Below are 23,938 nucleotides of genomic sequence, written 5' to 3'. Positions count from 1 at the left end.
TCGTGTCGTGGTGCGGGGTGAGTGACCCGCACGGGTTTGACACGATCATAGGCGAGCACGAAAGGCGGGGCCAGTGACTTATCCGGATAAGACCGGGATCGGCGGCAAATTGGCCGCGGGCCTGTACCTCGTGGCCGTGCCCATCGGGAACGCGCGCGACATTACCCTTAGGGCACTTGATGTCCTGCGCGATGCAGACGTGCTCGTGGCAGAGGACACGCGCTCGCTTCGGCACCTGATGGACCTGCACGGCATCCCGTTGCGGGAACGGCAGCTTCTTGCCTATCACGATCACAGTGGCGAAAGGACCCGTCATCGGGTGCTGGACGAGATCGTGGCGGGCAAGGCCGTCGCCTATGCATCCGAGGCCGGGACACCGATGGTCTCAGACCCGGGATTCGACCTTGCGCGGGAGGCGACGGAGGCGGGTCTGGCGGTCACGACCGCGCCCGGGGTTTCTGCCGCCATCGCCGCGCTGACGCTGGCGGGCCTGCCGACCGACAGGTTCATGTTCCTCGGGTTCCTGCCGAACGCCGGTGCGGCGCGCCGCAAGGCGCTGGACGAGCTGACGGGCATCGCGGCAACGCTGGTGTTCTACGAATCGCCAAAGCGGGTGGCCGCGATGCTGGCCGACGCCGCCGACCGGCTCGGCGATCGCCCGGCGGCTGTCTGCCGGGAATTGACGAAAAAGTTCGAGGAAATCCGCCGGGGAACTCTGTCAGAACTGGCGGCACACTACGCGCAATCCGCTGCACGCGGCGAAATCGTGGTGGTGATCGGCAAAGGGGATTCAGGAAACATTAGGGAAATCGACATAGAACAGGAGGTGAACGCGGCGCTTGAGACGATGACCGTGCGGGACGCAGCCGACTATGTCTCTACCCGGTTCGGCGTGAAGCGCCGGCCGGTTTACCAGATGGCGATGCGGTTGGCGAAGGAACACACAGACGGGGATGGCGGCTGACGCTGCGGTTCCTGCGTGTTGGCGAAGGAAGAACACGATGGCTCATCGGTCGGGGAGTGTGGATACGAGGCAGATGTCGCTCTGGGACTGGTCTGCCCCTGCAACGCCTGACCGTGCGGTAGAAGTGCCAAAACAGGATACGGTGCGACGCGCCAAGCGGGACGCCGGGCGCACCGGTTACGAGGCGGGTGCATCCGCGGAACTGCGCGTTGCCCAGGATTACGAGCGGCGCGGGTTTCCTCTGGCCCGTCGGCGGTGGCGCGGACAGGGCGGCGAAATCGACCTCATCGTGCGGGACGGCGACGGCCTGATCTTCGTGGAGGTCAAGAAGAGCCGGTCCTTCCAGCGCGCCGCCGAACGGCTCTCGCGCCAGCAGATGAACCGGATCATCAGCGCGGCGGAAGAATTCCTTGGAACGCAGCCGCGCGGATCGCTGACAGATGTGCGTTTCGACCTCGCTATGGTCGACGGGTACGGGCAAATCCGGGTGATCGAGAACGCAATCGGCCACTGCTAGCCCTGCGCACATCGTCGGTGCATTGCCTCTGGCGAGCCCATGGGTCATCTATGGGGCGAACTGCCAGGGTATAGCCATGAAAATCGCCTTCCAGATGGACCCGATCCTCGGGGTGAACATCAACGCCGACAGTACATTCCGCATCGCCGAGGAAGCTCAGGCGCGCGGACACGAGCTGTTCTATTACGGGCCGGATCAGCTGGCCTTCGACGAGGGCCGGATCACCGCGACCGGCCACTGGATGACGGTCCAGCGTGTCGAGGGCACGCCTGCCATCCTCGGCGAACGGGTAACCGTCGATCTGGCGGATATGGACGTGGTCTGGCTGCGCCAGGATCCGCCGTTCGACATGCACTACATCACCACCACCCACCTGCTGGACTGGCTGAAGGGTGACACGCTTGTCGTCAACGACCCCTTCTGGGTGCGCAACTTCCCCGAGAAGCTGCTGGTGCTGAAGTTCCGCGACCTGACGCCGCCGACCATGATCGCCCGCGACCTGCTGGCCATCAGACGCTTCCGCGCCAAGCACGGCGACATCATCCTTAAGCCGCTTTACGGCAACGGCGGCGCGGGCGTGTTCCGCCTGACGGCCGACGACCGCAACCTCAGCTCGCTGCACGAGCTGTTCACCGGCTTCTCGCGCGAACCGCTGATCGTACAGAAATACCTGCCGGCGGTGACGAAGGGCGACAAGCGGGTCATCCTCGTCGACGGTGAGCCGGTCGGTGCGATCAACCGTGTCCCCGCTGAGGGCGAAGTGCGGTCCAACATGCACGTCGGCGGGCGTCCTGAGAAGGTCGAGCTGACCGACCGTGACCGCGAGATCTGCGCGGCCATCGGACCGACGCTGCGGGAAAACGGCCAGATCTTCGTGGGCATCGACGTGATCGGCGACTGGCTGACCGAGATCAATGTGACCTCGCCCACGGGCATCCAGGAGCTTGAGCGCTTCGACGGCATCAACGTGGCGGAGCGGATCTGGCAGGCGATCGAGGCCCGCATCTCATGAGCTGGCAGCTGCGGCTGCTGAACGCGCAGTTGCGGCTGTTGGTCAAACCCCGGATCGGGCGCACGCGCGCCCCGGAAGACGCGGCGCGCAGCGTGGATCGCGGCGCGCGCCTTGCCGTCCATCCGCCGTTCCTGCGGTTCCAGGAACGTCCTGGCGGCCTGTTCTGGATATCCTGCGGCAAATGTGCGCCGCGCCGAGTCATCCTCTATTTCCACGGTGGCGGCTACGTGTCTGGCAGCCCGCATACCCACCGTGCGATGCTGGGCGTCCTGTCCGGCATGGTGGCGGTGGAGGTCGTGGCGCCGAAGTATCCGCTGTTGCAGGAGGAACCTTTCCCCGCGCCCTTCGACGCGGCACTGGCCGCCTGGGATCGTCTGATGGCGCTGGGGTACCGTCCGGGCGATGTCGTGCTGGGGGGCGACTCGGCGGGGGGCGGGATCGCGCTGGCCTTGCTGTCGGCCCTCTGTCTGCGGCGGGAAGCCCCGGCGGGGGCCGTGGTCTTTTCCCCGTGGGTGGACCTTGCCATGACCGGGGCGTCGCTCCGCTCCAACGCCGCGCGCGATCCGTTGTTGCCGGCAGACAGGGTTGCCGAACTGACCGGCATGTTCCTTGCCGGGGCCGATCCGCGCGACCCGAGGGCTTCGCCGCTCTACGCGGAATTCCCGGACTGCCCGCCCGTGATGCTCACGTCCTCCCGTACCGAAATCCTGTTCAGCGAGATCGGCGAGATGGCGAAACGGCTGGAGGAAAGCGGCGCCGAGGTCTCGCATGAGATACACCCCACCGCCCCTCACGCATGGCCGCTGTTCCAGGGCTGGATCCCCGAAGCGCGGGACACGTTGGCACACGCGGCGCGCTTCGTTCAGGCGTCGTTCGAGGATGGCATCCGGTAGCTGAGCGCCTCGGCCACGTGGGTGCGCAGTACGTCCGCCGCGCCGTCCAGATCGGCGATGGTACGCGCGACGCGCAGGACCCTGTGGTAGCCGCGCGCGGAAAGGCCGAAGCGGTCGGCGGCGCGTGTCATCAGTTCTCGGCTGTCGGTGTCGAGCGTCGCGATCCCCTCCAGCAGGTTGCCTTCCGCTTCGGCGTTGGTACGCAGCTCGGGATAGGCCGCGAAGCGCGTCTCCTGCACAGCCCGGGCCTGCGCGACTCGGGCTGCCACCTCGGCGGATGTGTCGCCGGAGGGCGGGAGGTCGAGGTCGGAATAGGCGACGGCAGGCACGTCGATGCGCAGGTCGAAGCGGTCCATCATCGGGCCGGAGATCCGCCCGAGGTAATCCTCCCCGCAGTTCGGCGCCTTGGAACAGGCGCGGTCCGCATCCGCGAGGTGCCCGCAGCGGCAGGGATTGGCCGCCGCCACCAGCAGGAAACGGCAGGGATAGCGGATGTGGGCATTGGCCCGCGCGACCATGACCTCTCCGGTTTCGACCGGCTGGCGCAGGGTTTCCAGCACCGCGCGCGGGAACTCCGGAAACTCGTCCATGAACAGCACGCCGTTGTGGGCGAGACTGATTTCGCCCGGCTTCGCCCCGCGCCCGCCGCCGATCAGCGCCGCCATGGAAGCGGTGTGATGCGGCTCGCGGAAGGGGCGGGTGCGGTAGATGCCGCCATCGGTCAGGAGCCCGGCGATGGAGTGGATCATCGACGTTTCCAGCGCCTCAACCGCGGTCAGCGGCGGCAGGAGAGAGGGCAGGCGGGCGGCCAGCATCGACTTGCCGGACCCAGGTGGCCCGATCATCATCAGGTGGTGGCGCCCGGCGGCGGCGATTTCCAGCGCGCGCTTTGCCCGTTCCTGCCCCTTCACGTCGCGCAGGTCGCGCGCGGACGGGTCGGTGCGGACCTCGCCGGGTTTGGCCGGTTCGAGGATCTCCTGCCCGGAGAAGTGCCGGATGATCTCGAGGAGGTTGGAGGCGCCGAGGACATTGCAGGCCTCCACCCAGGCGGCCTCCGCACCGGAGGCGCGGGGACACAGCAGAATGCGGTCCTCCTCGGCGGCGGCCATGGCGGCGGGCAGGGCGCCAAGAACGGGGACCAGACCGCCGTCCAGCGACAGCTCGCCTAGCGCGACGGTCTGCGCCACGGCGTCCTTAGGCACGATGTCCAGCGCGGCCAGCAGACCCAGCGCGATGGGCAAGTCGAAGTGCGACCCCTCCTTCGGCATGTCGGCGGGCGACAGGTTGATGGTGATCCGTTTCGACGGGAGCGCGATGGAGAGCGATGTCAGCGCGGTGCGCACGCGGTCCCGCGCTTCGGAGACCGCCTTGTCGGGCAGGCCGACGATGGAGAAGGCGGGCACGCCCGGGGTGACGGCGCACTGAACCTGGACGGGCCGCGCCTCGACGCCTTCGAAGGCGACCGTGTATGCAACGGCAACCATGACTCCCTCGCGCTGTGCCCGACACGCAGATTGCCGCAAGATCGGTTAGCGCCGGGTTAACGGCGTCGTTGTTCCTGTGTCGGGCGGGAATGTGAGGGGGCTTTGCCGCGAAGACAGACAAGTGGCGATCCCTGAAGGACTCGAACCCTCAACCTGCTGATTAGAAGTCAGCTGCTCTATCCAGTTGAGCTAAGGGACCGCTGCGACGTCTTTAATCCGATTGCGCAGGCAAACTCAAAGCGAAATCGATAGGGAGATGGACGATATGTCGTTCCGCGCCGGGCGCCGTCAGAAGGCGTGAAGCGTGGTGCGGGCGGGCTCCGTCCGGGCGACGACCTTGCCGTTCGAGATGACGGCCAGCCGGACGGGGCGCAGGCGCAGCGCCTCGACCGGGTCGGGCGCGTCGAGCACGACAAGCGAGGCGCGTTTGCCCGTCTCAAGGCCGAAGTCGAGGCCCATGATCTCTGCCGGCGTGTCGGTGACCATGGTGAAGGCCGCGCGCATCTGGTCCGGCGCGGTCATCAGCGCGACGTGCAGGCCCATGTGCGCCACGTCGAGCATGTCGCCCGATCCCAGCGGATACCACGGGTCTTTCACGCAGTCCTGCCCGAAGGCAACGGTCACGCCGGCGGCGCGCAGCTCCGGCACGCGGGTCAGGCCGCGCCGCTTCGGATAGCTGTCCATGCGACCCTGAAGGGTGATGTTGATCAGCGGGTTGGGGATCGCGGCGACCTGCGCCTCGGCGATCAGCGGCAGGAGCTTGGCGACGTAGTAATTGTCCATGGAGTGCATGGAGGTCAGGTGGCTGCCCGCGGTGCGGCCCTGCAGGCCGAAGCGGATGGTCTCTGCCGCCAGCGTCTCGATATGGCGGGAGAGGGGATCGTCGGATTCGTCGCAATGCAGATCCACACGCAGGCCCCGTTCGGCAGCGAGCGTGCAGGCGGCGGTGACGGAGGCCGCGCCATCGGCCATGGTGCGTTCGAAATGCGGTATGCCGCCCACCACGTCGACGCCCGCGTCCAGCGCGCGGACGACCTGATCCTCGGCACCGGGGGTGCGGTACCAGCCGTCCTGCGGGAAGGCGACCAGTTGCAGGTCGAGCACGTCCTTCACCGTCTCGCGGACCTCCAGCAGCGCCTCGACCGTGTTGAAGGTTTCGTCGGTGACATCGACGTGGGAGCGGATGGCGAGGACGCCCTTGCCCACCGCCTCGCGGCAATAGGTGAGGGCACGGGTGACGATGTCCTCCTTCGACTGGAGGCGCTTCAGCTCACCCCAGAGACCGATGCCTTCCAGCAGCGTGCCGGAGGCGTTCACCCTTGGCCGCCCGTAGGACAGCGTGGCGTCCATGTGGAAATGCACGTCGCAGAAGGGGGCGGAGACCAGCTTGCCGGTGGCGTCGATGACGTCGCCCGCCTCGGCGGTGATGCCGGGTTCGATGGCGGTGATGCGGTCGCCGGTGATTGCGATGTCCGCCTGCGTGCCGTCCGGAAGGGTGCCGCCCCTGACGAGAATGTCCATCGCCGTCTCCTTATGCCGTGATCGTGTGGGCCGCGTCCGACGGCCAGCTCAGCCAGAAGCGCTGGCCGGGTTCGGGGGAGAGCCGTTCCAGCGCCTCCTCCGTGACCTGCGCTTTCAGCTCCTGACCTTCCGCCCCTTCGAAATAGCAGATGATGCCGGTGCCCGCGAACTCCTCCGACAGGAATTCGGCAGGGATGGCAGGCGCGTCCGGTTGTGTCGCGCTGACCTGCATCCGGTCGGCGGCGACGACGATCTCCTGTCCCGGGGCGTCGCCCGGCAGGATGTTGTTGCGGCCCACGAACTCTGCCACGAAGCGGGATTTCGGCGCGCGGTAGACCTCTTTCGGCTGGCCGATCTGGGCGATCTCGCCGTGGCCCATGATGACCACGCGGTCGGCCATGGCGAAGGCTTCGGACTGCGAGTGGGTCACGTAGACGAAGGTGATGCCGAGCTCGCGCTGCAGCCGGGTCAGCACGCCCTGCATCCGGATCACGAGGTGCGCGTCGAGCGCCGAGAGAGGTTCGTCCAGGAGCAGGATCTTCGGTTCGGTCACGAGGCTCCGGGCAAGGGCGACGCGCTGGCGCTGGCCCCCGGACAGTTCGTCGATGCGGCGCTTCTCGAACCCTTTCAGACCCATCCGGTCGAGCCAGAGCATCGCGCGCCCGTGCCGGTCCTGCGCGGTGACGCCCCGCATCTTCAGCCCGAACTCGACGTTTTCCTTCACGTTCAGGAAGGGAAACAGCGCCAGCGACTGCCAGACCATCGGCGTGTCGCGCTCGTGCACGGCCACGTCGTTCATCACCTGCCCGTCGATGGTGATCGTGCCCTCGGTCGGGGTCTCCAGCCCGGCGAGCATCCTGAGCGTCGTGGTCTTGCCACAGCCCGACGGCCCCATGATGGCGACGAACTCTCCGCGGCCGATGTCGAGATCGATGCCTTTCACCGCCTCGAAGTCCTTGTAGGATTTGCGGACGCCGGAGAAGCGGACAAGCGGATCGGTGGTCATGTGCGGCTTTTCTTCAGGATCAGGAGCTGGGCGGCGATCACCAGCGTCATGGAGGTCAGGAAGACCACCGTGCCGACGGCGTTGATCTGCGGATCGACGTTGCCCTGCAGAATTTCGAGGATCATGACCGGGACGGTCTTGTTCAGGCCCGAGACGAACCATGACACGACGAATTCGTCGAAGGACACGGCGGCGGTCAGGCAGAAGGCGGAGATGAGCGCAGGCAGGCAGAAGGGCACGACCACGGTCTGCATGGCGCGCCACGGCGAGGCGCCTAGGTTCCACGCTGCGGATTCGAGCGCCGGGTCCATCTGTTGCAAGCGCAACCGGCAGATCGCCATGGCAAAGGGCGCGCCCATCACGGTGTGGGCGATGACGATTCCGGGAAGTGTGCCCGACAGTCCCATCCGCCCGAGCCACGCCAGCATCGCCAGCCCCATGATGACAAGCGGAATGGTCGGCGGCAGCAGGGCGAGGGCGAGATAGGCGGGTTTCCAGCGGAAGTTGTAGCGGAAGTCGGTGTAGGCAGTGGCGAAGCCGAGGACGGTGGAAAGCGCCGCGGCGGACAGCGCCACGATCAGCGAGTTGCGGAAGGCCGTCCAGACCTCGGGCCGCGAAAACGCCGTCTCGTACCAGTGGGTCGTGAAGTGGCCCAGCGGCACGGTCGGGAAGCGGTCCGAGTTGAAGGAGAAGATCATCGAGGTGACGATCGGCGCGAAGACGAAGGCGAAGAGCGCCGCGAGGTAGAGGCGGGAAAGGATGTCGCCGGGCTTCATTTGCGCCTCCCGTAGGCGGCGCCGACCGCGGCGAAGGCAACGGTGAACAGCGTGACGATCATCATGATCGCGACAACGGCGGCGCGGGGCCACTGCTGGCCGGACTTGGTCGTGTCGATGATGAGGATCGACAGCGTGGGCGGCTTCGATCCGCCGAGGTAGAACGGGCTGACGAAGTCGCCGAACGACAGGATGAAGGCGAAGACGGCGCCGACGATCATGCCGACCTTCGCAGCAGGCAGGATCACCTGTGTCAGCGTCGCGCGGGGCGACGCGCCGAGGTTGCGGGCGGCTTCGATCAGGTTGCGGTCGATGGCGGCCAGAGAGAAGGTCTGCAGGATCACCACCAGCGGCAGGACGAGCGTGAGGTATCCCACCATCGCGCCGAAGCCGGAGTTGAGCATGGTGAAGGGGCCAAGGCCAAGCCCGCCGATGATGGCATTGAGCGGCCCGCTTTCCGCCAGCAGCACCTGCCACGCGTAGACCCGCACGAGGTAGGAGGTGAAGAACGGCACGATCAGGAAGAAGACCGCCCACCTGCGCGTCGTCTCCGAGACGCGGAAGGCCAGCGCGAAGGCCGCGGGGAAGGCGATCAGCGTGGAGAGGACCGCGGCGAGCGTCGCCCTCCAGAGCGTGACCCAATAGGCGTTCCAGAAGTAGTCGCGGCCCAGCATCCGCTCCCAGTTGTCGAAGACGAAGGCTGGCTCCATCCGGTAGTTGCGGACCAGCCAGAACGACATGGCGACCATCAGGATCAGCGGGCCGAGGAAGAACAGCCCCTGCCAGATCAGCAGCGGCAGGCGCCAGACGTAGGGATAGACTGCGGGTTTGGACATGGGGATCAGGGGCCGGTTCCTGTGGCGGGCCGCGGAGGGGGCGCTGCCCCCGCCCTTCGGGCCCCCCGAGGTATTTCGGCCAAGATGAAGGCCGGGAGGTGTGCGACGGTCGGGTGCGCGCGCCGGGAAGGAGAGACCGGCGCGCGCATGCGGCCTTGCGGCCGCGTGGTGGTCAGGCGGTCTTGTATTCCGACCAGAAGTCGTTCCAGTCCTCGAGACTTTGCTGACGCGGGATGTCGCGGAAGAACAGGCGGCCTTCCTCGAGCAGCCGGATCGGCGACTGGTCGGAGCCCTCGACCAGGCCGGAGCGCTCGGCCTCGGCCATGTTGGCCTCCTGGATGGCGGTCCAGCCGGATTTCGTCGGCGAGAGGCCGGGGTAGGCGGCCATCTGGATCGACTTCACCTGACCCTCGGGCGAGAGCATGTACTGGATGAACTTGTTGATGATGTCGTGCTTCGTCGTGCCCTTGCCGATGGAATAGCTTTCCGTCCACTGGATGCCGCCCTCTTCGGGGATGACGGAGGCCACGGGGGCGCCGTCCTTTTCCAGCACGCCGGTGATCCAGTCGCCGATGCCGCACATGGCCAGCATCTCGCCGTTCTTCAGGGCCGCGAAGGTGCCGCCGTAGTCGAAGTAGCCGCCGACCTGCGGTTTCAGGGAGAGGGTCTTTTCCTGCACCGCTTCCCAGGCTGCCTCATCGATGTCGTAGGGCGAGGGAGCGCGGTTGCCGTTCAGCAGCGAGATCTGGCCGAGGCTGGGCAGGTGCCAGTCGAAGTGGCCGACCTTGCCGGTGACCTTGGGGTTCCAGAAGGCATTGTAGGACATCGCCTCTTCGCGGGTCAGCGCCTCGGTGTTGTAGGAGACGCCGAGCAGGCCGTAGCGCACCATCACCGACCAGAGCGTGTCGTCCGTCCAGTGGCCGGGGAATTTCTGGTAGGCGGGCCAGAAGTCGTCGAAGGGGTAGAGCGAGGGGTCCATTTCCTCGATGTAGCCGGCGGCGTTGAGCTGCTGCACGAACTCGGCGTCGGAAAGGATCAGGTCGTAGGTCCCCGGGGGCGACTGGGAGATCAGGGCCAGCATGTTGTCGCCGCCCGCGTAGTATTTCGGCACGAACTTGACGTTGTTGGCGGCCTCGAACTCGGCCACGATGTCGGGCTCTGCGTGGCCATACCATGCGAGCATGTTGATCGTCGTCGGTTCCTGCGCCCACGCGCGGTTCAGCATCGGCGCGGTCAGGGCAGCCCCGGCGGCGGTGCGCAGCAGGCTCCGGCGCGTCAGGGTGAGTGGTTTGGACATGTGTGACCCCCTTGTCGACAGGCCTTTGCGGCCGTTCTGGTGGGGAAAGCATAGGGCCGCCATTTTCGGCTTGGGAAATTTCCAGTTGGTATGGCTGCATTTGCCCGGCTTATGGAAAGCCGTTCTGACCCGATTTCCGGATATGCTCCATGAGGTGTTGGGCCAGCCCGTGCCCGGCCTTGCTGAGGGCGGCGTGTTTGTAGAACAGCCCGATGCGGAGGGGGGCGAGCGGCGGAAAACCCTCGTCTTCGCGCGCGATGCGCATGCCGGGCAGGAGGGTGGCGGGGGTCAGGGCGGTGGCGCCCAGGCCTGCGCGCACGGCGGTCTGCAGCCCGGACACGTCGCGCGATACGAGGGCGGTGCGCCAGCCTCGACCCGAGACCCGGAGGGCATTGCGCATCCGCGCGGCGTATTCGCAGGGGTCGGGGTGGCGGACGATGGGCAGCGGCGCCTTGCGGTCGGACTGGAAGGTGTCGCGGACTACCCAGAAGGGTGTCACGGCGGTGCTTTCCACGAGGTAGGGCACGTCGCCGTCAGGCACGATGGCGGTGCAGATGTCGAGGCGGTCGGCGGCCAGTGCCTCCCGCAAGTCCTTGGACAGAAGGCTTTCAAGCTCGATCCGCACGTCCGGATGGCGGGCGGCGAAGTCGGCGATCGCGTCGAGCAGGAAGGCATGGGAGAAGTCCGTCGGCACGCCCACTCGGATCCAGCCGCTGAGCGCCGCTTCGGCGAAATGTGCGAGGATGTCGTCGTTGAGCCGGAGCATCTGCCGCGCGTAGGGGCCGAGCGCCACCCCGTCGTCGGTCAGCGCGAACTGGCGGCCCGAGGTGCGGATCAGCTTGGTTTGCAGAAGATCCTCCAGCCGCCGGATCTGCAGCGAGATGGCGGGCTGGGTGCGTCCCAGCGCTTCGGCGGCGCGGGTGAACCCGCCGAGGTCGACCACGGTGACGAAGCTGCGCAGGAGGTCGGTGGGGATGTTGCGGGCCATGCCGACATTTTCAATCCTTATGCAGGCATTGCCAGAATGAATTTCCCCAATGCTCGGGCTGTGCCTATCCAAGCGTAAATAAATCGGAGGATCGGCATGGATCGCCCAAATTTTGATCGACTGGTCAAGGACGGCCTCCCGGTGGTCACGCCGGTCATTCACGTTCTGGATGTGGGGCAGGCGCTCCGCAATCTCGATACGGTCAAGGGGGCCGGTTGCCCGGGTGCGTTCCTCATCAACCACGACTTCCCGATGGAGGACTTCCTGCCGGTCCTGCGGGAGGTGCGTGCCGCGCGACCGGATCTCTGGCTGGGGGTGAACTTCCTTGCCCAAACGGGCGGCGTGGGGTTTCCGGTGCTGGGGCAACTGGCGCAGGAAGGCTGCCGGATCGACGCCTATTGGGCCGACGACGCCCGCATCGACGAGCGTGAGGAGGCGCAGGCGGAGGCGGAGCAGATCGCCCGAATCCGCGCGCAGAGCGGTTGGGGTGGCCTCTACCTCGGCGGTGTCGCCTTCAAGAAGCAGCGTCCAGTGAACCCCGAGGATCATGCCGAGGCCGCCCGCAAGGCGCTGCCCTACATGGACGTGGTCTGCACGTCGGGCATCGCCACGGGGCAGGAGGCCGACCTCACCAAGATAGACACCTTCCGTGCGGCCCTGGGGGATGCGCCGCTGGCGCTGGCCTCAGGGATCACGCCGGAGAACGCGCATCTCTATGCGCCGCTGGTGGACATCTTCCTCGTCGCGACGGGGATCAACTTTGACGGCGATTTCCACAACATCGACCCCGCGCGGCTGAACGCCCTGCTGGAGGTCACGCGCAACGCCCGGAAAGGAGCGCACCCATGACCGATCTGAAAGGCCCCCGTGACGACCGCTGGTACCTGTCGCTTATGTCGCCCAACACCAAGGGGCCGAAGTTCGCATGGCTCGACCCGACCTCGATCTACATCAACGCCGCGGCCTTCGGCGACCTTCTGGACGATCTCTGCGCAGAGATCGACGCCAATGACGTGGACGTTGTCGCGGGGCTGGATGCCATGGGCTTCGTGCTCGGTGCGGCGCTGGCGGCCCGGCTGGGGCGTGGCTTCCTGCCGATCCGCAAGGCAAACAAGCTGTGCGTCGACACCGACAGCGTGAGTTACGGCAACTACTCAGGCCGGACGCAGGACATGGAGATGCGGACGCCTGCCTTTGCGCCGGGAACGCGTGTCCTGCTGGCCGATCAATGGGTCGAGACCGGCGGCACGATGGACGGTGCCGTGCGACTGGTGGAGCGGCAGGGCGGCAAGGTCGCCGGGATGGTCGCCATCGCCATGGAGGAGAACGCGGCCACCGACGCCTACCGCTCTGCCTACAAGGTGGTCACTGCCGTTGTGCAGGGATCGAAATGGCAGGCGGAATGCAACGCGCAGACGCTTTCCAGCTTCAAGACCTACCGCGCGGACCGTACCTTCCCGACGGCGGGCGTGACGGCGCCTGTCTGAACGGAAAGGCCCCACCATGTTGCTGAACCCCTTGCCCTGGCCCGACGGAAAACGTCTGGCCGCCGCGATCACCTTCGACGTGGACGCCGACAGCCTGATCCGCAATGCGCGGCCCGAGGACGGCCACCTGCGGCTCGCACCGGTCAGCATGGGGCGCTACGGGCCGACGGTGGCGGTGCCGCGTATCCTCGACACCTATCGTCGGTTCGGTCTGACCCAGACCTTCTTCATGCCTGCCTGGGTGATGGAGACCTACCCGGCCGCGGTGGAGGCGATCCTGAAGGACGGGCACGAGATCGGCCACCATTCCTGGCGCCACGAGGACCCGATGGGGCATTCCGACGAGGTCGAGGCCGAGTTGTTCGGGCGTGCGATGGAGGTGCATGTCCGGCTGACGGGGCAGAAGCCGCGCGGCTATCGCGCGCCGGTCTACAACGCCACGCCGGGCGTGATCGGGCGGCTGATCGACCAGGGGTTCCTGTACGACAGTTCGCTGATGGCGGACGAGATGCCGTACCTTCTGAAGGCGCCGCAGGGCGACCTGCTGGAACTGCCGCCGCATTGGGGCAACGACGACTGGCCGCCCTTCGCGCATTTCGAAGAGATCGGCTACCTGATGCCGGTGCGCGCCCCTTCGGACGGCATCCGCGGGTTCATCGAGGAATACGAGGCGGCGCATTCCGTCGGCGGGTTCTGGATGCCTGTGCTGCATCCCTTCCTCACCGGGCGACTGGCGCGCTGGCAGGTGATGGAGCGCTGGCTGGAGGGGGTGCTGTCGTCGGGCGACGCGTGGTTCGCCCCGCTGGAGGAGATCGCCCGCCATGCCCTGACCCACAAGGACCGGCTTCGGGTCGACGAGATCTAGCGCGTCGTGACGGTCGGGATGCGCGGCAGCCCGGCCCCCGGCTGGGACCGCGCAGCGACCGCGACCATCAATGCCTGCGCCAAGCACATCGGTGCCGCCAGAGAGCGGGAGAAGGTGTAGTCATGCTCTGGCACCGCGAACAGCAGTGTCGCGGGCTTGTTCAGCGGTGAAAGCGTGCTGTCGGAGATCGCGATCACCGGGGTGCCCTTCCGGGCGGTCTCTTCCACGACGTTGACCACCTCGTTGGCGTAGAAGCGGAAGGCCACGGCGATCAGAAGGTCGGAGGCGGCCATGTTCCGGGCCATGTGCGTCGCCAGCCCGCCGGAGGCATCGAGCAGCACGCAGGGTTTGCCCAGCATCGTCAGAATGTATCGCAAAAGGACGACAACCGGCTCTGACCGCAACTGGCCGATCAGGTAGACGGTCTGGGCGTTGTCGATCATCTCGGCGGCGCGGGTCATGGCCTCCGGGTCGGTGCGGTCCAGCAGGTCCTGAAGGGAGGCGATGTCGCGCACCACGAGGTCCTGCAGCGCGTCGGGCGCCGTGCCGCCGTGCTGGCGCAGGTCGCCTTCGAGCGCCCGCTTGCGCGCCTCGAACCCCGGTGCGGCGGTCGACAGGCGCCGCTGGAACAGCGCCTGCAGGTCCTTGAAACCGGAGTAACCGAGCGCCTGCGCGAACCGCACGAAGCTGGAGGCATGTATCCCGCACTGCGCCGCGCTGGCGTTGACCGACAGGACGGCGACCTCGTTTGGGTTCTGCGTGAGGTACTCCGCGATCTGCTGGTAGGTCTTGCTCATGCCGTCGAACCGGTCGTGGATCAGGCGGATGAGCTCCTCGTAGTCTGCCGGGGGCGCGGTTGCCGTCATCGTCCGATCTGCGCCCGGTTGACGATCAGTGCCGGGTCGAGCGTCCCGGCAAAGAAGTCGAGGACGTTCTGCGCCGATGAGACCGCCATGCGCTGCGCCGCGCCCTCGGTCACGCCCGCGATGTGGGGCGAGAGGATCACCTGGTCGAAGCCCTTCAGCGGGTGGATCGCCGGCAGCGGTTCCGCTTCGAACACGTCGAGGCCCGCGGCAGAGACCTTGCCCGATTTCAGGTGCTTCGCCAGTTCCCGTTCGTCCACGATACCGCCGCGGGCGGTGTTCACTATCACCACGCCGGGCTTCATCGCCTCGAACTCTGTCGCGCCGATCAGCGGCCGGTCGCCCTTGGGCGCGCTGACAGAGATCACGTCGGCCCAGCCCAGTGCCTCCCCCAGGTCCTCGAACGCGGGAATGCCGCCCTCCGGCCAGCCGTGACGGTGCAGGTAGGGGTCGTGGGCGCGGATGTTCATGCCGAAGCCCGACATCATCCGGGCGGTGTTCTGGCCGATCCGCCCGAAGCCGAGGATCAGCAGGTTGCGGCCGCGGATGTCCTGCGATTCGAGCTGGTTGCGCCAGCCCCACGGCCCGCGCCGCACCGCCACGTCGGCCCGCAGCGCGCGCTTGAAGGCGGCGAGGATCAGCATGCAGGCGTGTTCGGCGACTGAGGTGGAGTTCACGTCGCCGCAGACGGCCAAGGCTATCCCCCGTTCGTTCAGGGCCGCGACATCGACGGCGTCGTAGCCGACCCCGTGCCGCGAGACGACCTTCAGCCGCTCGGCCCGGTCGATGGTCGGCGAGGTCAGCGCCTGCGTGCGGATCAGCAGCGCATCGGCTTTGGCGATGTGGGGCGTGTAGCTGTCTTCCGAGATGTCGTCGATGTAGGTGGCCGTGATGTCCGGGGCGGATTCGAGGATATCGCGCCCGAGCTGGTGCAGCTTTCCGGCGACAAGGACGTGGGGCATCAGTAGGCTCCTTCGTTGCCATCTGCGCCCGCGCCGGTCAGGTCGCGGAACCGTTTGACGGAGGCGCTGGCCGCAGCGGCCAGCAGCCGCGAGTCGCCGCCGACGGTGGTCAGGTCGTAACCCCAGCCGATGGCCTGCGCCGCGTAATCCGGTGTCCCGCAATGCAGGCAGGCCTTGATGCCGTTGGCCTTGCAGACCTGCGCGATGCGCTTGATGAGGTCGATCATCTCCGGTTCCTGCCGGTCGAAGCCGGGGGGCAGCCGCCCGCCCTGCGTGCCGAGGGTCAGGTCCGCCGGTCCGACGTAGATCCCGTCGAGGCCGGGGGTGGAGGCAATGTCCTCGAGGTTGTCGACGCCGCCCTGCGTTTCGATCATCGCCAGCGCAAGCACCTCGTCGTTCATCTGCGGGCCGTAGCCGGGCATGGCGAAACCCGCCCGTGTCGGGCCGAAACTGCGCTGGCCGTGCGGCGGATAGCGCATGTAGGAGACGAAGCGCTCCGCCTCTGCGCGGGAGTTGATCATCGGGCAGACGATGCCCATGGCGCCGGCATCCAGCGCCTTCATGACCGCCGCCGGATCGAGCCAGGGCACGCGGGCCATCAGCGTCACGCCGCTGGCGCGCATCGACTGCAGCATCGCCAGCATGTCGGCGTAGCCGATCGCGCCGTGCTGCCAGTCGACAGTCACCGAGTCGTAGCCCTGCGCGGCCATGATCTCGGCCGTGAAGGGATTGCCGATGGAGCACCAGCCGTTCAGCGCCGGTTTGCCTTCGGCCCAGAGGGCCTTGAGCTTGTTCTTCATGTCAGACGTCCTTTACCGCGATTGTCCGGGCTTCGGCGATGGAGCGGAAGCAGGCCTCGGCCAGCGCCAGCGCCTTCACCCCGTCGTCCAGCGACACCTCGGGCGCGGCGGTCCCGGCGCAGGCGTCGACGAAGTTGTCGATCTCGGCGATGAAGGCGGCCCGGTAGCGCTCGATGAAGAAGTGCTGGAGCGGGGCGGCGTGGCGGGTGAAGCCTTTGCCCCAGACCTCTGCCGCGTTTTCCCGGTGGTTGTCGGACAGCGCCATGCCGCCCGATCCGAACAGTTCGACCCGCTGGTCGTAGCCGTAGACCGCCTCGCGCGAGTTGGTGATGATCGCCTGCTTGCCGGAGGCGGTGGTCAGGATGACCGTCACCGTGTCGTAGTCGCCGCAACGCTCCATCAGCTCGGGCGCCACCAGACGCGCGCCGGTTGCAGTGACGTGGGTCACCTCCTCGTCCAGCATGAAGCGGGCCAGGTCGAGGTCGTGGATCGTCATGTCGCGGAAGATGCCGCCGGAGGTCTCGATGTAGCCGTCCGGCGCCATGCCGGGATCGCGGGAGGTGATGACAACCTGATGCAGGTCGCCAAGCTGGCCGTTGCGGTGGGCGGCACGGGCGGCGCGGTGGCCGGGATCGAAGCGGCGGCAGAAGCCGATCATGATGGGGGCGCTGGCCCCCTTCACGTCCTCGGCGCATTGCCGCGCGCGGGCGAGGTCGAGGTCCACGGGCTTTTCGCACAGCACGGCCTTGTTGGCGGCGACGGCGGCCTTGATGAAATCGACGTGGGTTGCGGTGGGCGTGGCGATCAGCACGGCATCGGCGTCGGAGGCAAAGGCGGCCTCGGGCGAGTCGTACTGCAGCACGCCCAGCCTGACGGCGACCTCCTCCGAGCTGGGCGAATGCGTGTCGAAAACCCCGGCAAGCGTGGCGCGCGGGTGGGCCGCGATGATCTCGGCGTGCATGCGTCCGATCCGGCCGCAGCCGAGCAATGCGATTCTGGTCATGGGGTCCTCCCGACGTTTCTGCAATGATCGTTGCAAGGGCGTTGCATTGTCAATGATCGTTCCGTAGGTTTTTCCCCAAAGAGGAGGAGGAATCGGTATGACGGCAACAGTCCGCCTGACCATGGCGCAGGCGCTGGTGCGCTGGCTTTGCGCCCAGCACACCGAGATCGACGGCGAGCGCGTTCCGCTGTTCGCGGGTGTCTTCGGGATCTTCGGCCACGGCAACGTGACCTGCCTGTCGGAGGCCCTCGAACAGGTCCAGGACCGGCTGCCAACATGGCGCGGCCAGAACGAGCAGTCCATGGCCCTTGCCGCGGTAGGCTTTGCCAAGGCGAAACGCCGCCGACAGATCATGGTGGCGACCTCTTCGGTCGGGCCGGGGGCGACCAACATGATCACCGCGGCGGGCGTGGCCCATGCCAACCGGCTGCCTGTTCTGCTGTTGTCCGGGGACACCTTCATCAACCGGCTGCCCGACCCGGTGCTGCAGCAGGTGGAGCACTATGGTTGCCCCTCCACATCGGTGAACGACGGCTTCCGGGCGGTGTCGCGATTCTGGGACCGGATCGTGCATCCGGCGCAGATCCTGTCGTCGCTGCCGCAGGCGGTCACGACAATGCTGGACCCCGCCGATTGCGGCCCGGCCTTCATCGGCCTGCCGCAGGACATCCAGGAAATCGCCTACGACTACCCCGAAGCCTTCTTTGCCGAGAAGGTCTGGACCATCCCGCGCCCCCGTCCCGCAAGGTCGGAGGTCGCAGCGGCGGTGGAGTTGCTGAAGGGGGCGAAGCGCCCGCTCATCATCTCGGGTGGCGGGGTGCGCTACTCCGGTGCGGGCGAGGCGCTGGCCGATTTCGCCGTGCGGCGCGGCATCCCGATGACCGAGACCATCGCCGGGAAGGGCGCCGTGGTGCACGACCACCCGGCCTACACCGGCGCCATGGGGATCGAGGGGACGGATGCCTCGAAGGAGTTGGCAGAAACCGCGGACGTCGTGATCGCCGTCGGGACGCGGATGCAGGACTTCACGACCGGATCCTGGACGACCTTTGCGCCCGACGCGCGGTTCCTGAACATCAACGCGGCGCGGTTCGATGCGTCGAAACACTTTGCCCTGCCGGTGGTCGGCGACGCGCTGGAATGCATCACCGAACTGGACGAGGCGCTGGGAGACTGGGCTTGCGATCCGGCGCGGATGGCCCGCGCGCAGGAGCTGTATGCCGACTGGAACCGCGCGCTGGACGAGGGGCAGAAACCCACCAACGCGGCGGTGCCCTCCTATGCGCAGGTGATCGGCGTGGTGAACCGCAAGGCCTCGCCCGACGACACCATGGTGACCGCAGCGGGCGGACTGCCGGGCGAGACGGCGAAGAACTGGCGGGTCAAGGCGCCCCACACCTACGACCTCGAGTTCGGCTTTTCCTGCATGGGCTACGAGATCGCGGGCGGCTGGGGGCACGCCATGGCGAAGAACGGCAAGGGGGTGCCCATCGTGATGGTGGGCGACGGGTCCTACCTGATGATGAACTCCGACATCTATTCGACGGTGCTGACCGGCCACAAGATGATCGTGGTGGTCTGCGACAACGGCGGGTTCGGCGTGATCAACCGGCTTCAGACCGGCATGGGAGTGCCCGGCTTCAATAACCTGCTGAAGGATGCACGGGTACAGAACCGGGATGCGCCCTTGCACGTCGACTTTGCCGCCCACGCGCGGGCGATGGGGGCAGAGGCGCGGTTCTGCGAAAGCCTCGCCGACTTAGAAACCGCGATGGACTGGGCGCAGACGACCGACCGAACCACCGTTCTGGTGATCGAGACGGATGCCCATGTCTGGACCGACGGCGGCGCCGATTGGTACGTGGGCGTGCCGGAAATCAACGAACGGGAGAGCGTCCGCAAGGCGCGCGACGGACAGGAAGCATTGCGCCGCAGGCAGCGGCAGGGGGTATGAAGATGAACCGCATAGATGGAAAGATCGCCGTCATCACCGGAGGCACACAGGGTCTGGGTGCAGCCATCGCGCGGCTGTTCGCAGAAGCGGGTGCGGCGGGTATCGCGATTGTCGGGCGCGGCGTGGACAAGGGCCGGAAGGTCGCCGCCGCGATCACCGAGGAGACCGGCGTCCCGGTGGAAATGATCGCCGCCGACCTTGCCAATGTCGAGGACGTGCAGGCCATCATGTCCGCCGTGGACAAGGCGTTCGGCCGGGTCGACATCCTGGTGAATGCGGCCGGTCTGACCGACCGGGGCAATTTGCTGAACACCACGCCCGAGATGTTCGACCGCATGTTCGCGGTCAACACCCGTGCGCCGTTCTTCCTGATGCAGGACGCGGTCAAACTGATGGAACGCAATGGGGTGAAGGGAACGATGGTCAACATCGGCTCCACCTCCGAACACGCGGGGCAGCCGTTCATCGCGCCCTATTGCGCGTCCAAGGCGGCTTTGGCCACGCTGACGCGGAACTCCGGCTTTGCGCTGATGCGCAACGGCATACGGGTGAACCAGCTCGATATCGGCTGGATGAACTCCGACAACGAGCGCGCGCTGCAGGAGGCGGAGCAGGGCGATGCAGGCTTCATCGACCGCATGGCGGCGACGATGCCTTTCGGGCGGCTATTGGAACCGGCAGAGGTCGCCAAGGCGGTCTTGTGGATGGCGTCGGACGACAGCGGCATGATGACCGGCGCGGTGATCCACTTCGATCAGTCGGTCTGGGGCGGTTACGACGGGCAGGCGCCCGCACCGGCAGAACCGCTGACGGCGTGACCTTTGCCCGGGGCGGCGCTAGGCTGGCCCCGGACCCAAGGGGGAGGTCAACTTGCTGAACCGTCTGAGGATGCGGCATGTCCGCTGCTTCCTGACCATCGCACGCTGCGGGTCGATGACTGCCGCTGCGAAAGAGATGAACTCCTCCCAGCCCGCCGTCTCGCGGTCGCTGGCCGAGCTGGAGGCCCTCGTCGGGCAGCCGCTTTTCGAACGCGGCGGGCGCGGGCTGACGCTGACGGAGGCGGGCGAACGTCTGCGCCGGCACCTCGACCCGGCGGTGTCGCAGATGGAAGAGGGTGTGCGCCTGGCGGGTGGCACGGCGGCGGTGCCGCGGGTGTCGGTGGGTGTGCTGCCGAACGTGGCGCGAACCCTCGCCATGCGGTCGTCGGTCATGTTCAAGGCGGATACCCCGGACGTCGATCTGGAACTGCACTGGGCCAACGTGTCGGAACTGATCACGCGCCTGAACCGGGGCGAGATCGACATGCTGCTGGGCCGGCTCCTGTCGCTGGAACACATGGAGGGCGTCAGCTTCGAACACCTGTACCCCGAGGACATCGTCTTTGCCGTGCACCACACCCACCCTTTCGCGGCGCGGCCCGGGGAGGTGACGCTGTCCGAGGTGGGCGCCGAACTGGTGGTGGTGCCGCTGGGCGGGACAATCATCCGGCGGGAACTGGACAAGTTCATGACGGCGCGGGGGCTGGCACGGTTCCGCAGGCAGATCGAGACAGTGTCTTTCGAGTTTACCCGCAGTTTCCTGCGGGAGACGCCCTCCGTCGCCGCCATTCCATTGGGCGCGATCCGGCGGGAACTCGCGGAGGGCGAATTGGTAAAGCTGGGCCTGTCGGGCGAGGAACTGGCCGGGTCGGTCGGCATCTCCTTCCGCACGGGGCGAGCGCTGTCGCCGGAGGCCGCGCGCTTTGCCGATGCGGTGCGGATCGTGGCACGGGACTATGCCTGACAACCCCGATCTATATCCGATCCGATATAGATAACGCGCAGAATCGATTTCATGTTTCCGGGGCCGGCCGGTAGTTTGATGGTATGGCGCCGTCAGAGCGCGACAGTCCAAGGGGAGGGGAACGGCGCGCATGGCGGCTCCGAAGAATATCCTGTTCATCATGTTCGACCAGCTCCGCTGGGATTACCTGAGCTGCTACGGCCATCCGCATCTGCAGACGCCGAACCTCGACCGGCTGGCGTCGAAGGGGATGCGCTTCGACCGCTGCACGATCCAGTCGCCGCTGTGCGGACCGTCGCGGATGTCGACCTACACCGGGCGCTACGTGCATTCGCATGGCGCATCGTGGAACAACGTGCCGCTCAAGGTCGGCGAGCTGACGATGGGCGACCATCTGCGCGATCTGGGCATGGGCTGCTGGCTGGTGGGCAAGACCCACATGGCGGCGGACGCCGAGGGGATGCGCCGCCTCGGGCTGGAACCGGACAGCGTGATCGGCGCGCGGGTCAGCGAATGCGGCTTCGACATCTTCGAACGTGACGACGGGATGCGCCCGGAGGGGCCGGACGGGCTCTATGACGAGGGCGGCGCGCTGAAGTACAACGAATACCTGCGCGGCAAGGGCTACGACAGCGACAACCCCTGGCACGACTATGCCAATTCGGGACTGGACGACGACGGCAACGTGCTGTCCGGCTGGTTCCTCGAAAACTCCGACCGGCCCGCGAACATCCGCGAGGAGGACAGCGAGACCCCGTACCTGACGCGCCGCGGCATCGAATTCATCGAGCAGGCGAAAGGACCGTGGTGCTGCCACCTGTCCTACATCAAGCCGCACTGGCCCTACATCGTGCCGGAGCCCTATGCGTCGATGTACGGGCCGCAGGACTTCCTGCCGCGCATAGCCTCGGAGGCGGAGCGCGAGACGGATCACCCCGTGTTCAAGGGGTTCCAGAACGCGCCCGTCGGCAAGGCGCTGGCCCGCGACGAGGTGCGGGAGAAGGTTCTGCGCGCCTACATGGGCCTTATCAAGCAGTGCGACGACCAGATGGGCGTGCTGTTCGACTTTCTCGAGCGAACCGGCCGGATGGAGGACACGCTGATCGTCGTGACCTCCGACCACGGCGACTTCATGGGCGACCACTGGATGGGGGAAAAGACCTTCTTCCACGAGGCGTCGGTCAAGGTGCCGCTGATCGTCTACGACCCTTCGCCGGAGGCCGATGCCACGCGCGGCACGTCCTCTGACGCGCTGGTGGAGTGCATCGACTTCCTGCCGACCTTCGTGGAGGTGGCTGGCGGCGATCCGGCAAAGCTGGATCACATCCTCGAAGGGCAGTCGCTGCTGCCGATGCTCCGCGGCGGCGCGGCGCCTGAGCGCGAGGTGGTGGTCTGCGAATACGACTATTCCAGCAGTCCGCTGGCCGGCCGGCTGGGGCTGCATCCGGATCAGTCGCGGATGTTCATGGTCGCGGACCACGACTGGAAGATGATCCACTTCGAAAGCGGTCACCGGCCCATGTTGTTCGACCTGAAGAACGACCCGCATGAGATGGAAGACCTGGGCGCGAGCGAGGCCCACGCAGATGTCCGGGCGCGGATGTACGACCGCCTGCACGCCTGGGCGCGGCGCCCGGCGGCGCGAACGACCATGTCGAACGACTCCTTCGTGAAGGAGCGCACTGCAGGGCCGGGCCGTACCGGCGTGCTGATCGGGATCGTGGAGGAGACCGAGCTGCCGCAGGAAATCACGGCCAAGTACACCGGGCGCAAGGCCCGGGACATGCGCGGCGGGAGGCCTGGCGCACCCGGCGAATGACAAAGGAAACCATGTCTTGGGGAGGAGAACCATGAAGACATTCTTGAAGACGGCTGCCGTTGCAGGCGCCCTTGCGGTGACGGGTGTCACGGCGCAGGCGCAGGCCAACCTGAGCGCCGAAACATCGAGCGCGGGCAACTCGCCGCACCTGATGATGATGCACCTCGCCGATGTGCTCGCCCGCGAGGGTGTGGCCAACGTGCAGGTGCAGGAAGGCCAGACCGCCACCAACTCCATGGTCAACGTGGCCGAGGGCAAGTCCGACATGGTGACGGCGCCCACGATCCTCTACTTCCTGCTGGAAAACGGGCGCGGGCCGTTCTCCAACATCGGTGAGGGCGGCAAGGACCTTGTGCAGAACATCCGTGCCATCGCGCCCTTCAACGCGGGCGCCTACGGGCTGTTCGCGCCGGTCGCGTCGAACATCACCTCCTACCAGGACCTGAAGGGGCGCACGGTATGGAACGGCCCGCCGCGCGGTGCGGCGTTGACGCTCGGACGGCAGACGATCCTGCTGGGCTCGGGCGGGTTCAAGGACGGCGAGGACTACACCGGCTACCAGACCAACTGGGGGCAGCTGCCGACCGCGCTGGTCGACGGCTCTGCCGAGGCGTTCCTCGTGCCGATCACCTTCCCCTCCGACCGCGTCGTCATGGCGCTGTCCGCGGGTGACGTGAACATCGTGTCCTTCCCGAAGGACATCTGGGAAAGCGAAGGAATGCAGAAGTTCCTTTCGGCCCCCGGCAACAGCCCGGTGGAGGTCAAGATTGCGGACATGGGCTATGGTCCGGACCAGGGCGTGAACGTGATCTCTGAGGACGACACATTCCGCTCGCCCGGCGTGCCGTTTGCCACCTACGTGCGCGCCGACCTGCCCGAAGATCTGGTGAAGGAGGTCACGGCGGCCTACATCGCCTCGATCCCCGAACTGGAAAAGCGCGCGCCCTACGCGGGCAACGTCAACTTCGACGTGCTGGATCAGCGGATCACCGGGTTCTGCGGTGCGCTGACGCTGAAGTATCACCCCGGCGCCATCGCCGCATGGGAAGAAGCCGGGTACGAAGTCCCGGACTGCGCGAAGTGACCTGACAGGGCGGGCCGCGTGGTCC

Annotated in this window: 23 protein-coding genes and 1 tRNA gene; 12 read left to right on the top strand and 12 right to left on the bottom strand. The window is 66.9% G+C overall.

The annotated features are described in order from the left end of the window. Positions 1–73 precede the first annotated feature (73 nt). The 4 genes from rsmI to QNI11_RS19595 all read left to right on the top strand — a co-directional run bounded on the left by rsmI (position 74) and on the right by QNI11_RS19595 (position 3,386). Positions 74–964 (top strand): 16S rRNA (cytidine(1402)-2'-O)-methyltransferase, encoded by an 891-nt coding sequence (gene rsmI / locus QNI11_RS19610; RefSeq protein ID WP_283981435.1) that lies wholly within the window; start codon positions 74–76, stop codon positions 962–964. 142 nt (positions 965–1,106) lie between these two features. After that, positions 1,107–1,481, top strand: coding sequence for a YraN family protein (locus tag QNI11_RS19605; protein WP_283981434.1), 375 nt, complete (start codon positions 1,107–1,109; stop codon positions 1,479–1,481). A 76-nt stretch (positions 1,482–1,557) separates the two neighbouring features. Beyond that, positions 1,558–2,493 carry a glutathione synthase gene (gene gshB, locus QNI11_RS19600; protein WP_100928373.1) on the top strand — a complete coding sequence of 312 codons (936 nt, stop codon included), beginning with the start codon at positions 1,558–1,560 and terminating at the stop codon, positions 2,491–2,493. Then, positions 2,490–3,386, top strand: a complete 897-nt coding sequence (locus QNI11_RS19595; protein ID WP_283981433.1) for an alpha/beta hydrolase fold domain-containing protein — start codon at positions 2,490–2,492, stop codon at positions 3,384–3,386. Before gshB ends, QNI11_RS19595 begins: the two co-directional genes overlap by 4 nt. Here the strand turns inward: QNI11_RS19595 and QNI11_RS19590 are convergent. The 8 genes from QNI11_RS19590 to QNI11_RS19555 all read right to left on the bottom strand — a co-directional run bounded on the left by QNI11_RS19590 (position 3,356) and on the right by QNI11_RS19555 (position 11,294). Further along, positions 3,356–4,870 carry a YifB family Mg chelatase-like AAA ATPase gene (locus QNI11_RS19590; protein WP_283981432.1) on the bottom strand — a complete coding sequence of 505 codons (1,515 nt, stop codon included), beginning with the start codon at positions 4,868–4,870 and terminating at the stop codon, positions 3,356–3,358. The genes QNI11_RS19595 and QNI11_RS19590 overlap by 31 nt on opposite strands. Positions 4,871–4,992: 122 nt before the next feature. Beyond that, positions 4,993–5,069, bottom strand: a tRNA-Arg gene (locus QNI11_RS19585). 89 nt (positions 5,070–5,158) lie between these two features. Further along, entirely contained in the window at positions 5,159–6,391 is a 1,233-nt protein-coding gene (locus QNI11_RS19580; protein ID WP_283981431.1) for a cytosine deaminase, read from the bottom strand. Between the two features lie 10 nt (positions 6,392–6,401). Then, positions 6,402–7,397 (bottom strand): ABC transporter ATP-binding protein, encoded by a 996-nt coding sequence (locus QNI11_RS19575; protein WP_283981430.1) that lies wholly within the window; start codon positions 7,395–7,397, stop codon positions 6,402–6,404. After that, on the bottom strand, positions 7,394–8,173 hold the full coding sequence (locus QNI11_RS19570; RefSeq protein WP_283981429.1) for an ABC transporter permease: 780 nt from the start codon (positions 8,171–8,173) through the stop codon (positions 7,394–7,396). The genes QNI11_RS19575 and QNI11_RS19570 overlap by 4 nt, the downstream gene beginning before the upstream one ends. After that, positions 8,170–9,009, bottom strand: coding sequence for an ABC transporter permease (locus QNI11_RS19565; protein ID WP_283981428.1), 840 nt, complete (start codon positions 9,007–9,009; stop codon positions 8,170–8,172). The genes QNI11_RS19570 and QNI11_RS19565 overlap by 4 nt, the downstream gene beginning before the upstream one ends. A gap of 172 nt (positions 9,010–9,181) precedes the next feature. Then, entirely contained in the window at positions 9,182–10,306 is a 1,125-nt protein-coding gene (locus QNI11_RS19560) for a PotD/PotF family extracellular solute-binding protein (RefSeq protein ID WP_283981427.1), read from the bottom strand. A 109-nt stretch (positions 10,307–10,415) separates the two neighbouring features. Further along, the gene (locus QNI11_RS19555) at positions 10,416–11,294 is read right to left on the bottom strand and encodes a LysR family transcriptional regulator (protein WP_283981426.1); all 879 of its coding nucleotides are present in this window, start codon (positions 11,292–11,294) and stop codon (positions 10,416–10,418) included. 96 nt (positions 11,295–11,390) lie between these two features. Between QNI11_RS19555 and QNI11_RS19550 the strand changes: the two genes are divergently transcribed. Genes QNI11_RS19550 through QNI11_RS19540 form a run of 3 tightly spaced genes read left to right on the top strand, consistent with a single transcriptional unit; the run spans position 11,391 to position 13,646 of the window. Further along, positions 11,391–12,143: a BtpA/SgcQ family protein gene (locus QNI11_RS19550; RefSeq protein WP_283981425.1), complete on the top strand. Its 753-nt coding sequence runs from the start codon at positions 11,391–11,393 to the stop codon at positions 12,141–12,143. After that, positions 12,140–12,781: a phosphoribosyltransferase family protein gene (locus QNI11_RS19545; protein ID WP_283981424.1), complete on the top strand. Its 642-nt coding sequence runs from the start codon at positions 12,140–12,142 to the stop codon at positions 12,779–12,781. The genes QNI11_RS19550 and QNI11_RS19545 overlap by 4 nt, the downstream gene beginning before the upstream one ends. 16 nt (positions 12,782–12,797) lie before the next feature. Next, positions 12,798–13,646, top strand: a complete 849-nt coding sequence (locus QNI11_RS19540; RefSeq protein WP_283981423.1) for a polysaccharide deacetylase — start codon at positions 12,798–12,800, stop codon at positions 13,644–13,646. Here the strand turns inward: QNI11_RS19540 and QNI11_RS19535 are convergent. Genes QNI11_RS19535 through iolG form a run of 4 tightly spaced genes read right to left on the bottom strand, consistent with a single transcriptional unit; the run spans position 13,643 to position 17,274 of the window. Further along, positions 13,643–14,512: a MurR/RpiR family transcriptional regulator gene (locus QNI11_RS19535; RefSeq protein WP_283981422.1), complete on the bottom strand. Its 870-nt coding sequence runs from the start codon at positions 14,510–14,512 to the stop codon at positions 13,643–13,645. The genes QNI11_RS19540 and QNI11_RS19535 overlap by 4 nt on opposite strands. Further along, positions 14,509–15,471 carry a hydroxyacid dehydrogenase gene (locus QNI11_RS19530; protein WP_283981421.1) on the bottom strand — a complete coding sequence of 321 codons (963 nt, stop codon included), beginning with the start codon at positions 15,469–15,471 and terminating at the stop codon, positions 14,509–14,511. The genes QNI11_RS19535 and QNI11_RS19530 overlap by 4 nt, the downstream gene beginning before the upstream one ends. After that, complete coding sequence (locus QNI11_RS19525; RefSeq protein WP_100928938.1) at positions 15,471–16,271, bottom strand: HpcH/HpaI aldolase/citrate lyase family protein; 801 nt, start codon at positions 16,269–16,271, stop codon at positions 15,471–15,473. Before QNI11_RS19525 ends, QNI11_RS19530 begins: the two co-directional genes overlap by 1 nt. 1 nt (position 16,272) lies before the next feature. Beyond that, complete coding sequence (gene iolG, locus QNI11_RS19520) at positions 16,273–17,274, bottom strand: inositol 2-dehydrogenase (protein WP_283981419.1); 1,002 nt, start codon at positions 17,272–17,274, stop codon at positions 16,273–16,275. A 97-nt stretch (positions 17,275–17,371) separates the two neighbouring features. Between iolG and iolD the strand changes: the two genes are divergently transcribed. The 5 genes from iolD (at position 17,372) to QNI11_RS19495 (ending at position 23,913) form a co-directional block, all read left to right on the top strand. Next, positions 17,372–19,228, top strand: a complete 1,857-nt coding sequence (iolD, locus tag QNI11_RS19515; RefSeq protein WP_283981418.1) for a 3D-(3,5/4)-trihydroxycyclohexane-1,2-dione acylhydrolase (decyclizing) — start codon at positions 17,372–17,374, stop codon at positions 19,226–19,228. A gap of 2 nt (positions 19,229–19,230) precedes the next feature. After that, positions 19,231–20,046: an SDR family oxidoreductase gene (locus tag QNI11_RS19510; RefSeq protein WP_283981417.1), complete on the top strand. Its 816-nt coding sequence runs from the start codon at positions 19,231–19,233 to the stop codon at positions 20,044–20,046. A gap of 52 nt (positions 20,047–20,098) precedes the next feature. Further along, positions 20,099–21,010, top strand: coding sequence for a LysR substrate-binding domain-containing protein (locus QNI11_RS19505; protein WP_283981416.1), 912 nt, complete (start codon positions 20,099–20,101; stop codon positions 21,008–21,010). A 130-nt stretch (positions 21,011–21,140) separates the two neighbouring features. Then, the gene (locus tag QNI11_RS19500; protein ID WP_283981415.1) at positions 21,141–22,829 is read left to right on the top strand and encodes a sulfatase-like hydrolase/transferase; all 1,689 of its coding nucleotides are present in this window, start codon (positions 21,141–21,143) and stop codon (positions 22,827–22,829) included. Between the two features lie 31 nt (positions 22,830–22,860). Further along, positions 22,861–23,913, top strand: a complete 1,053-nt coding sequence (locus QNI11_RS19495; protein WP_283981414.1) for a TAXI family TRAP transporter solute-binding subunit — start codon at positions 22,861–22,863, stop codon at positions 23,911–23,913. The last annotated feature ends 25 nt before the right edge of the window (positions 23,914–23,938 follow it).

Origin of the sequence: Sagittula sp. MA-2, from assembly GCF_030126985.1 — a bacterium.
Taxonomy (GTDB): domain Bacteria; phylum Pseudomonadota; class Alphaproteobacteria; order Rhodobacterales; family Rhodobacteraceae; genus Sagittula.
Note: the sequence above shows the minus strand (reverse complement) of the source record. Positions and strands in the feature narration are given on the sequence as shown.

Excerpts from the sequence above, each read along its gene's own strand:
- gshB (WP_100928373.1), top strand. The coding sequence starts at position 1,558 with ATGAAAATCGCCTTCCAGATGGACCCGATCCTCGGGGTGAACATCAAC.
- QNI11_RS19595 (WP_283981433.1), top strand. The coding sequence starts at position 2,490 with ATGAGCTGGCAGCTGCGGCTGCTGAACGCGCAGTTGCGGCTGTTGGTC.
- QNI11_RS19590 (WP_283981432.1), bottom strand. The coding sequence starts at position 4,870 with ATGGTTGCCGTTGCATACACGGTCGCCTTCGAAGGCGTCGAGGCGCGG.
- QNI11_RS19580 (WP_283981431.1), bottom strand. The coding sequence starts at position 6,391 with ATGGACATTCTCGTCAGGGGCGGCACCCTTCCGGACGGCACGCAGGCG.
- QNI11_RS19575 (WP_283981430.1), bottom strand. The coding sequence starts at position 7,397 with ATGACCACCGATCCGCTTGTCCGCTTCTCCGGCGTCCGCAAATCCTAC.
- QNI11_RS19570 (WP_283981429.1), bottom strand. The coding sequence starts at position 8,173 with ATGAAGCCCGGCGACATCCTTTCCCGCCTCTACCTCGCGGCGCTCTTC.
- QNI11_RS19565 (WP_283981428.1), bottom strand. The coding sequence starts at position 9,009 with ATGTCCAAACCCGCAGTCTATCCCTACGTCTGGCGCCTGCCGCTGCTG.
- QNI11_RS19560 (WP_283981427.1), bottom strand. The coding sequence starts at position 10,306 with ATGTCCAAACCACTCACCCTGACGCGCCGGAGCCTGCTGCGCACCGCC.
- QNI11_RS19555 (WP_283981426.1), bottom strand. The coding sequence starts at position 11,294 with ATGGCCCGCAACATCCCCACCGACCTCCTGCGCAGCTTCGTCACCGTG.
- QNI11_RS19550 (WP_283981425.1), top strand. The coding sequence starts at position 11,391 with ATGGATCGCCCAAATTTTGATCGACTGGTCAAGGACGGCCTCCCGGTG.
- QNI11_RS19545 (WP_283981424.1), top strand. The coding sequence starts at position 12,140 with ATGACCGATCTGAAAGGCCCCCGTGACGACCGCTGGTACCTGTCGCTT.
- QNI11_RS19540 (WP_283981423.1), top strand. The coding sequence starts at position 12,798 with ATGTTGCTGAACCCCTTGCCCTGGCCCGACGGAAAACGTCTGGCCGCC.
- QNI11_RS19535 (WP_283981422.1), bottom strand. The coding sequence starts at position 14,512 with ATGACGGCAACCGCGCCCCCGGCAGACTACGAGGAGCTCATCCGCCTG.
- QNI11_RS19530 (WP_283981421.1), bottom strand. The coding sequence starts at position 15,471 with ATGCCCCACGTCCTTGTCGCCGGAAAGCTGCACCAGCTCGGGCGCGAT.
- QNI11_RS19525 (WP_100928938.1), bottom strand. The coding sequence starts at position 16,271 with ATGAAGAACAAGCTCAAGGCCCTCTGGGCCGAAGGCAAACCGGCGCTG.
- iolG (WP_283981419.1), bottom strand. The coding sequence starts at position 17,274 with ATGACCAGAATCGCATTGCTCGGCTGCGGCCGGATCGGACGCATGCAC.
- iolD (WP_283981418.1), top strand. The coding sequence starts at position 17,372 with ATGACGGCAACAGTCCGCCTGACCATGGCGCAGGCGCTGGTGCGCTGG.
- QNI11_RS19510 (WP_283981417.1), top strand. The coding sequence starts at position 19,231 with ATGAACCGCATAGATGGAAAGATCGCCGTCATCACCGGAGGCACACAG.
- QNI11_RS19500 (WP_283981415.1), top strand. The coding sequence starts at position 21,141 with ATGGCGGCTCCGAAGAATATCCTGTTCATCATGTTCGACCAGCTCCGC.
- QNI11_RS19495 (WP_283981414.1), top strand. The coding sequence starts at position 22,861 with ATGAAGACATTCTTGAAGACGGCTGCCGTTGCAGGCGCCCTTGCGGTG.